5 protein-coding genes are annotated in these 11,869 nt (G+C 69.3%); 3 read left to right on the plus strand and 2 right to left on the minus strand.

All coding sequences use genetic code 11. The features are described 5' to 3' along the window. The first annotated feature begins 32 nt into the window (after nt 1–32). The 3 genes from recC to recD are packed head-to-tail and all read left to right on the plus strand — an operon-like array spanning nt 33 to nt 8,922. Nucleotides 33–3,374: an exodeoxyribonuclease V subunit gamma gene (gene recC / locus HFK18_RS05080; protein ID WP_180164819.1), complete on the plus strand. Its 3,342-nt coding sequence runs from the start codon at nt 33–35 to the stop codon at nt 3,372–3,374. Continuing rightward, nucleotides 3,371–7,045 carry an exodeoxyribonuclease V subunit beta gene (gene recB, locus HFK18_RS05085; protein WP_180164821.1) on the plus strand — a complete coding sequence of 1,225 codons (3,675 nt, stop codon included), beginning with the start codon at nt 3,371–3,373 and terminating at the stop codon, nt 7,043–7,045. The genes recC and recB overlap by 4 nt, the downstream gene beginning before the upstream one ends. Next, nucleotides 7,042–8,922, plus strand: a complete 1,881-nt coding sequence (recD, locus tag HFK18_RS05090; RefSeq protein ID WP_180164823.1) for an exodeoxyribonuclease V subunit alpha — start codon at nt 7,042–7,044, stop codon at nt 8,920–8,922. The genes recB and recD overlap by 4 nt, the downstream gene beginning before the upstream one ends. A 370-nt stretch (nt 8,923–9,292) precedes the next feature. Here the strand turns inward: recD and HFK18_RS05095 are convergent, their stop codons facing one another. Both HFK18_RS05095 and HFK18_RS05100 read right to left on the minus strand, forming a co-directional pair. Further along, a complete protein-coding gene (locus HFK18_RS05095) occupies nt 9,293–9,691 on the minus strand; it encodes a hypothetical protein (RefSeq protein ID WP_180164825.1) in 399 nt (132 codons plus the stop codon). Nucleotides 9,692–9,829: 138 nt separating this feature from the next. Next, the gene (locus tag HFK18_RS05100) at nt 9,830–11,869 is read right to left on the minus strand and encodes an FUSC family protein (RefSeq protein ID WP_180164827.1); all 2,040 of its coding nucleotides are present in this window, start codon (nt 11,867–11,869) and stop codon (nt 9,830–9,832) included.

Here is an 11,869-nt window from a genome sequence, read left to right on the forward strand (position 1 = left end):
AATACGGCCGGGTGTGCTGCACACTGTGCACGATGAGTGACCCGGGCAGCGACTTCCGCCTCTACCATTCCAATTCGCTGGACGTGCTGGCTGCCCTGCTGGCGCGCAATGTGCGTGTGCCGGTGCCGGGACAGCCGCTGCTGGCGCCGGAGGTGGTGCTGATCCCGCAGGTGGCGATGCGGCGCTGGCTGCAGGCGACCCTGGCTGCCGAGTATGGCGTGGCCGCCAATCTGCAATTCCTCACCCCCGGTGAGTTCGTCGCCCGTGCATTGAACGCCAATGTCGAGGGCGAAGCCGACGACCTGGACGCGGCCGCCCTGCATTGGCGCCTGTACCAGGCCCTGCGCGACCCGCACCTGCTGGCGCAGCCCCCCATGCGTGCGCTGCAGTCCTATCTTGCCGGTGGCGACGCGCTCAAACCCTGGGCCCTGGCCGGCGAACTGGCCTCGGTGTTCGAGAAGTACCAGGCCTGGCGCCGCGACTGGCTGCTGCGCTGGGAAGCCGGCGCCGATGCGGCCGACCCGCAGGCCATCCTCTGGCGCAGCATCGCCGCTGGTCATGGTTACCGCGCGCGCCGCATCCAGGCCTACCTGGACCGCTTCGAGGGCGCCGCCCAGCCGCTGCCGAAGGGCCTGCCGCCGCGGATGTCGGCGTTCGCCACCCTCAACATCTCACCCGACGTACTGCGGGTGATGGCCACCCAGTCGCGGGTGGGCGAACTGCATTTCTATCTGCCCACGCCGGTGCAGTCCTACTGGGGCGACCTGCAGACCCTGGCAGAGCGCCTGCGCAGCGGCGCGCCGGACCCGTTCGGCGAGGCCGCCGGCGAGAACCGCCTGCTGGAAGCGTGGGGTGCGGCCGGCCGCGATTTCATGGCGGTGCTGGGCAGCTACGAAGTGGTGCATCCGGCCGGTGAGATCGCGGCCTATTCCGACCCCGAGGAAGATACGCGGGCGACCATGGACCAGGGCGGGCTGTCCGACAGCCTGCTGCACCGCCTGCAGCGCGACCTGTTCCACCGCCGCGCATTGCCCTCGGGCGAACTGCGCGACGGCCTGCGCAGCGACGACCCGAGCCTGCAGGTGCATGCCTGCCACACCCGCCTGCGCGAGCTGCAGGTGCTGCACGACCAGCTGCGCAGCCTGCTGCAGGACCCGCGCTTCGACCCGCCGTTGCAGGCGCGCGAGATCGCCGTGCTGGCGCCGGACATCGATCCGTATGTGCCCTATCTGGAATCGGTGTTCGGCGGACGTGGTGGCGACGACGAGCACATTCCCTACGCGCTGGCCGACAGCAGTCCACTGGCCGGCGAGCCGCTGGCCGATGTGTTCGTGCACCTGCTCGGCCTGCCGATTTCGCGCTTCGGCCTGAACGAGGTGCTGGACCTGCTGGCCAGTGCGCCGCTGGCCGAGGCGGCGGGGCTGGAAGCGGTCGACTTCGATCGACTGCATGGCTGGCTGCAGCAGGCCGGCGCACGGTGGGGCCTGGATGCCGACCATCGCGACCAGCTGCAGGCCCCCAGCGATGACGCCTACACCTGGCAGTTCGCGCTGGATCGCCTGCTGCTGGGCCACGCCACCGGCAGCGAGGTGGACCTGGCCGGGGTCGCGCCGTGGATCGAGCTGGAAGGCGGGGCGCTGGACGCGCTGGACCGGCTGCTGCGCCTGCTGCGCGTCCTGGCCGTCTACCAGCGTCGGCTCGGCGAGCTGTTGACCCCGGCACAGTGGCGGCAACGCCTGCTGTCGCTGCTCGATGCGCTGCTGCCGACGCCGCCCAGCTCTCCCAACAGCCAGCGTGCGCTGGAGCGCCTGCGCAAGCTGCTCAACCAGTTCGCCGAGGATGCGTACAAGGCCGGGTTCGCCGACGGCGTGCCGCCGGAAGTGGTGCGTGCACATTTCGCCGGTGCCCTGGCCGAAGCCGATACGCGGGCGCCGCTGCTGACCGGTGGCATCAGCTTCGGCCGCATGGTGCCGATGCGCCTGCTGCCGTTCCGGGTGATCTGCGTGCTCGGCCTCAACGATGGTGATTTCCCGCGCCGTGACCCGGCCGCCGGCCTCAACCAGCTCACCGCCGAACTGGATACGCCGCGCCGCCGCCCGGGCGACCGCTCGACCCGCGAAGACGATCGTTTCCTGTTCCTGCAGCTGTTCGCCGCCGCCCAGGACGTGTTCTACCTCAGCTATCTTGGCGCCGACCCGCGCGATGGCAGCGTGCGCGAACCCTCGGTGCTGGTCAGTGAACTGATCGACGCCGCCGCGGCCTATCACCTGGATCCGCCGACCGCCACGCGGGACTTCACCGTGCGCCACGCGCTGCAGCCGTTCTCGCCGGCCGCCTTCGGCGATGGCGACCCGCGCCGCTTCAGCTACCGCCGGCAGTGGCATCCGGCCGCCGGGCGACTGGGTGGGGAGCGTGGCGGCCTGCTGCCGTGGTTCGACACCACACTGCCGCCACCGGCGGACGACGCGGTGGAAGAAGAGGTCTCGCTGGACAGCCTGCGTCGTTTCCTGTGCGATCCGGCCGGCCAGTTCCTCGCGCAGTCGCTGGGCCTGCGCCTGGCTGACGACGTTGAGGACGTCGACGACCTGGAGCCGTTGGTGCTGTCTTCGCGCGGGCCGGAGAAGCGCAGCGTGCAGTTGGCCGTGGTGCAGGCCACCCTGGCCGGCGACAGCGAGCCGCTGTACCCACGGTTGCGCGCACGCGGACTGCTGCCGTCGGGCATCCTCGGCGAGCGCCAGTTCGAAGTGGAACAGCTCAAGACCCGCCCGTACGCCACGGCCATGCTCGGCTGGTTGCAGGGCACGCCGCTGGAGAGCCGCCGCTATGAAGTGGAGATCGACGGTGTGCGCCTGCATGGCCGGGTCGGCGATCGCCATCCGGAGGGCCTGGTGCGACTGCGCGCCGGCGCCCTCAACGGCAACGCGGTGATCCGCCAGGGGCTCGACTGGCTGTTGGCCAACGCCGCCGGCGATGCCTTGCCGCTGGTGCAGTTCCACGACGGTGGTGATGCTGGGCCCGGTCCGCATGTGTTGCCTGCGCTGACCGTGCCTGCAGCCCGCGCGGCATTGCGCGCGCTGCTGCAGCTGCGCCAGCGCGGCCTGCGCGAGCCGCTGCGCTTCGCGCCCTACACCGGCTGGGTGCTGTTCAACGCGCCGGTGGAAAAGCAGCGCAGCGAAGGCTGGAAGCAATGGCATGGCAGCGACCGCAGCTGGGGTGAAGCCAACAGTGATGCGTGGCAGCTGCTGCTGCGTGGCGCCGACCCGTTCGCCGACGACGCCAGTTATGCCGACCTGCTGCGCAACAGCCAGGTGGTCTTCAGCGCCGTGCGCGAAGGCCGCAGCTTCGGCACTGATCCACAGGCAGGCCACGCATGAGCCGCGTTGCCGAGGACCCTTCCATCGACACACGTTTGCCCGACCCTTACCTGGCGTTGCCGCTGCACGGCACGCGACTGATCGAAGCCAGTGCCGGCACCGGCAAGACCTTCACCCTGGCGACACTGTTCACCCGTCTGGTGGTCGAGCAGGGCCTGCGTATCGGCCAGATCCTGGCGGTGACATTCACTGACGCGGCCACCCAGGAGCTGCGCAAGCGCATCCGCGAACGTCTGGCCCTGGCCGCACGCCTGGTCGATCTACCGCCCGGCGAAGATGAAACGCCCGACGCGGCGCTGACCCGGCAGGTGCTGCAACGCCATCTGCAGGACGGCATGGAAAGCGCCAAGGCGTTGAAGCGGCGCCTGCAGGTGGCTGCCGACGAAATCGACCTGGCGGCGATCTTCACCATCCACGGCTTCTGCACCCGCGTGCTGCGCGAACATGCGCTGGAGAGCGGGCATACCTTCGACCCACCGGAGCTGCTGGCCAGCGATCGTGAACTGCTGGAAGAACTGGCCGCCGATCTCTGGCGTGTGCACGCCAACGACCCGGCCACGCTGGAACCGCTGACCTGGCTGTGGTCCACCCCGGATGCGCTGGCGGCTGACCTGCGCGCGCTGCTGGCTTCGCCCCCCCTGCACCCGCGGCCGCAGCCGCTGGCGGTGGACGACCCGCACCCGGCCCTGCAGGACGCGGCGGTGGAGCTGTCGATGGCCGTGCGCGAGCATGGTGAGCGCTTCTTCCTGGACCTGTGCGAAGCGGTCGACAACAAGTGGATCAACGGCGTCTCCTACAAGCTGGGCTGGCTGCACCCGCTGGGGCGCCAGCTGTTGGGTTGGGCCGAGCGCGGCGACGCCGCCGAACTGCTGTCCAGCGACCGCCTGCCTGCGCTGCTGCCCGATGCACTCGTAGCCAAGACCAACAAGAAGTTCACCGAGCGCACACCGTCTTCGCCGCTGCAGGCCCCGTTGGCGCGCTATGTCGCATTGCTCGCCGAGCGTGAGCAGTGGCTGCGGGCCAGTGCGCTGAACTTCCTGCATGCGCTGCGCGAGGATGCCAGCCAGCGCCTGGCGGCCCTGAAGCGCCTGCGCCGCGTGCAGACCTACGACGATCTGATCGACGGTGTGGCTCGCGCGCTGGAAGGACCGCAGCGGCTGACCCTGGTGAAGCAGCTGCGTGCGCAGTACCGCATCGCCCTGGTCGATGAATTCCAGGATACCGACGACCGCCAGTGGGGCATCTTCCATACCGTGTTCGGCGCCTCGCCGGAGGTGGACGAACTGGGGCTGCAGCCGGCGCTGTTCCTGATCGGTGACCCCAAGCAGGCGATCTATGGCTTCCGCGGCGGCGACATCCATACCTATCTGAAAGCCAAGCAGGTGGCCGAGCAGGCACCGGCGCTGGACCAGAACTTCCGCTCGCGCCCGGCCGTGCTGCGCGCGCTGCAGGCGCTGTACGACAACGCTGGCGAAGACGCGTTCCTTGAACGCGACATCCAGTTCGAGCCGGTGCGTCCGGGCGGCGTGCGTGCCGATGAGGATTACCTGCGCGATGGCCGGGCCGCACCCGCCCTCACCCTGCGCCTGTTGCGCAGCGACGGCGAAAAAGCCTTCGGCGCCGATGCCTCACGCGATGCGGCGACCCAGGCCTGCGTAGCCGCGATCCACAAGATCCTGCTGGAAGCGCGTGCCGGCACCGCGCTGCTGCGCGGGCGTCCGCTGCAGCCTGGCGATATCGCCGTGCTGGTGCGCTCGCATCGCGAAGCCACGCTGGTGCAGCGCGCGCTGGCTGCGGTCGGCATTCCCGCCGTGGCGGCCGGCAAGCAGAGCCTGTTCGCCACCAGCGAGGCGCGTGACCTGCGTGCGCTGCTGCTGGCCCTGCTGCAACCGGCCGACGAAGGGCGCCTGCGCACCGCATTGGCAACCGTGCTGCTGGGGCAGCTCGCAAGCGCGATTGCCAGCATGGAACGGGAAGGCGACCTGCAGCGCGAGTTCCAGGCGCAGCTGCTGCACTGGCGCGAGCGCTGGCAGCGTGGCGGACCGTTCGCGGTGGTTGCCGATGTCTGCGCGGCGCAGGGCGAGCGCCTGCTGGCGCTGATCGACGGCGAGCGGCGCCTGACCAATTACCTGCAGCTGGGCGAACTGCTGCAGGAAGCCTCGGCGCAGGCACTGGGCATGCACGGCCTGCTGGACTGGCTGCAGGGGCAGATGGCCAACGCCGACCAGGACGATGAGCAGCAGCTGCTGCGCTTGGAGTCCGATGCGCGGCGGGTGCAGATCATCACCCTGCACAAGAGCAAGGGCCTGGAATACCCGATGGTGTTCCTGCCGTTCGTGGGGATCGATGGCGGCGCGCCTAACACCGCTACCCACTGCACCGTGCACCTGCAGGGCGAGCGCCAGCTGCATTGGAAGCTGGACAGGGATGAAGCCTGGGAAGCGGCCAGCAGCCAGCGTGAGCGTGAACAGCGTGCAGAAGACGCGCGCCTGTTGTATGTGGGATTGACCCGCGCCGAGCATGCGCTGTGGATCGCCACCGGCGATCTGGCTGGCCATGCGAAAACCCGCCTGGCCCCGTTGCTGGGCGATCTGCAGGTGCTGCGCGCGCACGCGGACGTGGAGCTGGATGACAGCGTACTGCCGGGTCGTCTACCGCAGCTGCTGGCCGAAACCGAAGGTGAGCTGCCTGCGGTGCGCGCATTGACCCGGCGTGTGCCCCATGACTGGTGGGTCTACAGCTTCACCCAGCTGGCGCATGCCGACGCTGGCAACAGCGACGATATCGAAGCGGCGGCCACCGAACTGCCGGCACCGGCCGCCGACGAACCCGCCGGTGCCGAGCTGCCGCTGGAACCGGCATTGCCGGAAGCCGCTGCAGAAGACATGGTGCCGCCGGATCCACGCTTCATGGGCAGCCGTTTCGGCAACGTCCTGCACGATGCGCTGGAGAACGTCGACTTCGGACTGTGGACCGGCTGGCAGCCTGAGCAACCGGCACCGGAGGGACAGGCCGACGTGCTGCGCCGCTCGCTGCACGACGAAGGCTATGCCGACGAGGATCTGGACGATGGCGTGGCGGTGCTGGTGCCGCTGGTGGGCCATACCCTCACCGTGCCGCTGCCCGAAGGCGGCGCGCTGTGCAGCGTGCCCGAGCATGAGCGCCGCGCCGAGATCGAATTCCACTTCGCCATCGAACCCACCGCAGTACCGGTGCTGCTGCAGCTGCTGCACGACCACGGCATCTCCAGCGCGCGGCGTGGCTTTGGCCTGCGCAGAAGGCTGGAAGGCCTGATGACCGGCAAGATCGATCTGACCTACGTGCGTGACGGCCGCTGGTATGTGCTGGACTACAAATCCAACCGGCTGCCGGGCTACAGCCCGGACCTGCTGGAGATCGCCATGCGCCACAGCGAGTACGACCTGCAGGCGCTGATCTACACCGTCGCCCTGCATCGCTGGCTGCGTTTCCGCCTGGGCGCGGCCTACGACTACGCACGCGACATGGGCGGTATCCGTTACCTGTTCTGCCGGGGTCTGGACGTTGCCGGCAACGGCGTGCACGTGCAGCGCTTCGCACCGGAACTGGTGGATGCGCTGGATGCCTTGTTTGCCGGCGGCGAAGCGGCCCAGGCAGACATGGCGGCGCGCGCGCGCGGAGAAACCGCATGAGCCTGCTGCGCGACCTGCATCGCAGTGGCCAGCTGCGCACCCTGGACCACGCCCTGGCCACCAGCCTCAAGCGCCTGCGCGAGGACACCCCGGAGAACGTGGCGCTGGCGGCCGCACTGGCCTCGCTGGCCGTGGCGCAGGGGCACGCTGGATTCGATCCACGCCAGCCACAGCGCCTGATCGACGGCGTGCCAGCATGGCCCGAGCCTGCGCAGTGGCTGGCGCAGTTGCGGGCCTCGCCCTGGGTGGCGACGCCGCAGGACGCCAGCGCCGCCGCAGAGGAAGCACCGCTGGTGTTGGAAAACGGCCTGCTGTACCTGCGCCGTTACCGCGAGTACGAGCGGCAGCTGGCGGTTGGCCTGCAGCGCATCGGCCGCCATCCGCTGCCTGCACCGGACATGGCTGCCGTGGCGCCGTTGTTCGCGCGCCTGTTCCCGCAGGCCGCCACCAGCAAAGACCAGCAGGCACGCGCCGCCGGCGTGACCCTGCGCCACCCATTGGCGCTGGTCACCGGTGGCCCCGGTACCGGCAAGACCACCACCATCGCCCGCCTGCTGCTGCTGTTGGCCGCACAGGCGATGCACCAGGGCCTGCCCGTGCCGAAGGTGGCGCTGGCAGCGCCTACCGGCCGCGCCGCCGAGCGCATGGCCGAAAGCCTGCGCATGGCCGTACAGCGCTTGCAGGAGCAGGGGCTGGACCCGGCGCTGTGCACCGCGCTGCCCAGCACCGGCACCACCCTGCATCGCCTGCTCGGGGTGATTCCCGATTCACCGCGTTTCCGCCATCACGCCGACAACCCGTTGCCGGTGGACGTGGTGGTGGTCGACGAAGCCTCGATGATCGACCTGCCGTTGATGGCCAAACTGGTCGACGCGATCGCCAGCGGCACCCGCCTGATCCTGCTCGGCGATCCCGACCAGCTGCCATCGGTGGAAGCCGGCGATGTGCTCAGCGCCATCCTGCGCGCCAGCGGCGATGGCATCGGCACCCGCGCCGACGACGCGCAGGCGCTGCATGGCCTGCTGGCACCGGCCACGCTGCAGCCGCAGGCAGCACCGCGTGCATTTGCTGGTCGCCGCGTGCAGTTGCAACGGGGCTACCGGCAGAGTGATGCGCTGGACCTGGCACCGCTGGCGCAGGCCGTGCGCGGCGGCGACAGTGGCACCGCCCTGCGCCTGCTGCGCAGCGGTGAACTGGCCGGCGTCCGCTTCCATGAAGGCGAAGCCGATCCGTTGCGCAGCCAGCGCGAGCATCTGCTCGACCATTGGCGCGCGCTGGCCGACGCGGCGGATCCTGCGCAGGCGCTGCAGCAGGCCGGTCGCCTGCGCGTGCTGACCGCACTGCGCGAAGGCCCGCAGGGCGCGCGCGGCCTCAACAGCCGCATCGAACAGCTGCTGGCCGGCAACACCCCGGGCTACTTCCAGGGCCGGCTGCTGCTGATCACCGAGAACAGCTACCGCCATCGCCTGTTCAACGGCGATATCGGCATCTGCCTGCGCGATGGCAGCGGCGCGATGGCGGCCTGGTTCCCCGGCGAGACCGCCGACCAGCCGCGCGCCTTCCACCCGGCAGCATTGCCTGCACACGAGAGCGCCTTCGCGATGACCGTGCACAAGGCGCAGGGCTCGGAGTTCGATGAAGTGTGGCTGCAGCTGCCACGGCAGGACAGCCGCGTGCTCTCGCGCGAGCTGGTCTACACCGGCCTGACCCGCGCCCGCCAGCGCCTGCAGGTGGCCGGCAGCGCCGAGGTACTGGAGGCGGCGTTGAAGCGGCATGCCAGTCGCCTCGGTGGACTGGCCTGGCGGCTCGGTGCAGAAGAATTGTCCGAAGAACCAACGCGCATCGAACAACCCACGGTGCAAGGCCAGTTGTTCTGACCCCATCTCCCCGATGTCGCATTTGCCCTTCTGGAATCGCTAGCCAGAAGCAGTCGAGCATGGCTCGACTCTACAAGAGCGCGCTTCGATCATTTTGGCGTTCATCCACGCATGGCGTGGATCTACCGTGTCGACCAAGGTCGACACCCACCAACAGCAGGCCATGCCATTCCGACAGATCGCAGGAATCTGTCGAAGGCGGGGTGGGTCCGGTTGCGGGGGTGTCCGCGGCATGGATGCCGCGGCCAAGCCCCCAGGGACGGGTTCACGGCGTCCCCCGCAACCGGACCCACCCCGCCATCCCCCAGTAGCCCAGCATTTGACGTTGACGTTGATTCGGCAGGTGCAGGGCGCAGCCCTGCCGCCAGACCTACTCCGGCATCAACACCAGCCCATCCGGATACACGATCGCCGCTTCGTCAGCACTGACGTCGAAGAACCCCACGCCGTGCTTCTCGGCCAGGTCCTGCACCAACCCATGCGCGCGCTCGGCCACCGAATACGCGAACGCGCCATAGATCACATCGCGGCCGATGCTGTACTCGGTCACTTCGGCGCGATCATCATCGTCGTTGCTCAGCGGGCCGTTCAGCGGCGGAAATTCCTGTGCCATCTCCGCAAACCAGGCCTGCAACGCCGGGCTGCTGACCGCCGGGTCGTCGTACTCGTGGCGTTCGTTCCACTGCGTCTGCTTCTCGAACCAGGCGATGAACGCCACCGCCTCGCGCGGGGCGACGCTGGCCTCGAACACCATCATGTCGTAACTCATTGGAGCGTCCTGTTGTCTGGGTGAAAAGCCGCCGGGCATGGCCCGGCGCTACCGGAGGATAAGGGGTGCGCCGGGGCATGCCCCGGCGATTCGTATCAGGCGGACAGGGTAGCGCCGGGCCATGCCCGGCGGATCGCATCAGACGGACGGCGCTGCGGCGTCCGCCAACCCCAGCGCCAGCGCCTTCGCTTCCGGGAACAGTGCAAACCGCAGGCCGACCAGGCCCATCAGCGCCTCATCGCGGGCCTTGCACGCCGCCACGCTGCCGACTCGCCCCAAGGACGTGTCCAGCCGCTCGCGCAGCGCCTCGGCAGCGGCGATCGGCCTGCGCGCGGCGATCTGCCGGCGGTAATGCGCGGCGATCTCTTCGAGGATGTGCTCGACTGCCTCGCGGCTGCGCTCGGGCAGTTCCAGTCGTGCGCGGCGCAGCTGCAGGATGTTCAGACCGATGCGGGCTTCGTTGAGCATGTCCACCGAGGCGATGTCGCTGCCTTCCGGGGTCGCTGCCAGGCGCGGTGCCAGCAGGCCGAGCAGATCCAGCATGCGTGCGGCGAAGCGCTGGCGATCCTGCTGGCCGCGGCCTTCGGCGGCTTCGGCCAGGGTGGTCCAGCCCTGTCGTACCAGCCGGCGCGCGGTCCATTCGGCACCGACCGAGCGGAACAGCCGCGTCATCACCACGGCAAACCCAATGCCGATGAACATCGCGATCGACGAGTTGGCGAAGGTCTGGACGTTGGCACTGTAGGTGTTCTGCAGGCTCAGCAGTGCCGCCAGGTTGACCGTCAGCGGCAGCGCGAACAGCGCGCTCTTCGGGTGGTGCAGCAGCAGGCCCAACGGCAGGAACACCACCGCCAGCACCAGCGCCAGCAGCCCGAAGTCGTGCACGGCGGGGAACACACCAAACAGGTACACACCGGCCACCAGTGACGCCACCATCGCCCACACCAGGAACGAGACCATGCTCGGCGCCGGGTCATCCTGTGCAGCAAAGAACGCAGCGGTCACCGCGGCCATCATCGCGCCGTTGCCACCGCCCTCCCAGCCCAGGCCGATCCACAGCACGCAGTAGCTCATCAGCGCCACGCCGGCACTGAGCGCGGAGAACAGCGCCATGCCGTAGTCCACGTGCTTGTCGGTGGCGGTGCGTTCGGTGCGGATGCGGTAGTGCGCGCGGTCCAGTGGCGCGGTGCCCTGGTCGATCGCGTGCTGCAGGGTGCGGCAGTCCTGCCACAGGTCCACCAGCTCTTCCAGGCGCAGCAACAGGCTGGCCAGCTGCAGGTGCTGCAGGTCGCGGTCCACCTGTGGCTTCAGCGCACTGATGCGTGCGCGCAGGCGCGCGTAGTCGCTGGCACTGGACGGCGTGTCGATCCAGTCGTGGATGTCATCGACCAGCGTCGGCAGGCCTTCCGGCAACGCCTGGGCATCGCTGCGCAACGCACTCAGGCGGTCTGCGATCGAGGACAGCACCGGCAACAGCAGCAGCATGCGCTCGCGCAGGCGCTCCATCGACACCGCCGACCCGGCATGGCGTGGATCATCGCGGCGCAGGAACTCGATCAGCGCTTCGAACTGCACCAGGTCGGCGGCCAACCGGTTGCGCGGCGCATGCGCACGGCCGCGCTCGAGGATCTGCCGGCACCACTGCGCCGCGTCCTCCATCCAGTTGCCGATGCGCGCGCCCAGCATCGGCCGCACCGAGGCCGGGAACAGCAGCGAAGCAAACAGCACCGCCACCACCGTGCCGAGGATGATCTCCTCGCTGCGTGCCACCACCGTGTCGAAGATGGTTTCCGGCGAGGTCACCGCCGGGAAGCCGATGAAGGCGGTGGTGTAGCCGGCCAGCAGGAACGCGTAGCCGCGCGGCCCCCGGTTGAGCAGGGCCATGAACAGGCAGCCGGCCAGCCAGATCGACATCGCCGCACTCAGCACCAGGGGTGTTTCCACCAGCGCGGGCAGCATCAGCAGGGTGGCCAGGCCGGCGGCCAGGGTGCCGAGGATGCGGTACACGCCCTTGGCCCGGGTCGGGCCCAGCAGCGGCTGGCTGACGATGTACACCGTGCCCATCGCCCAGTACGGGCGCGACAGGTTGCCGGCCATGGCGATGTACAGCGCGACGATCGCTGCCAGGTAGGTCTTGATCGAAAACAGCCAGGCCTGGCGGTCGGTCAGCGCGTTCAT

Source organism: Stenotrophomonas sp. SbOxS2 (assembly GCF_013416715.1).
Classification (GTDB): domain Bacteria; phylum Pseudomonadota; class Gammaproteobacteria; order Xanthomonadales; family Xanthomonadaceae; genus Stenotrophomonas; species Stenotrophomonas lactitubi.

Excerpts from the sequence above, each read along its gene's own strand:
- recC (WP_180164819.1), top strand. The coding sequence starts at position 33 with ATGAGTGACCCGGGCAGCGACTTCCGCCTCTACCATTCCAATTCGCTG.
- recB (WP_180164821.1), top strand. The coding sequence starts at position 3,371 with ATGAGCCGCGTTGCCGAGGACCCTTCCATCGACACACGTTTGCCCGAC.
- recD (WP_180164823.1), top strand. The coding sequence starts at position 7,042 with ATGAGCCTGCTGCGCGACCTGCATCGCAGTGGCCAGCTGCGCACCCTG.
- HFK18_RS05095 (WP_180164825.1), bottom strand. The coding sequence starts at position 9,691 with ATGAGTTACGACATGATGGTGTTCGAGGCCAGCGTCGCCCCGCGCGAG.
- HFK18_RS05100 (WP_180164827.1), bottom strand. The coding sequence starts at position 11,869 with ATGAACGCGCTGACCGACCGCCAGGCCTGGCTGTTTTCGATCAAGACC.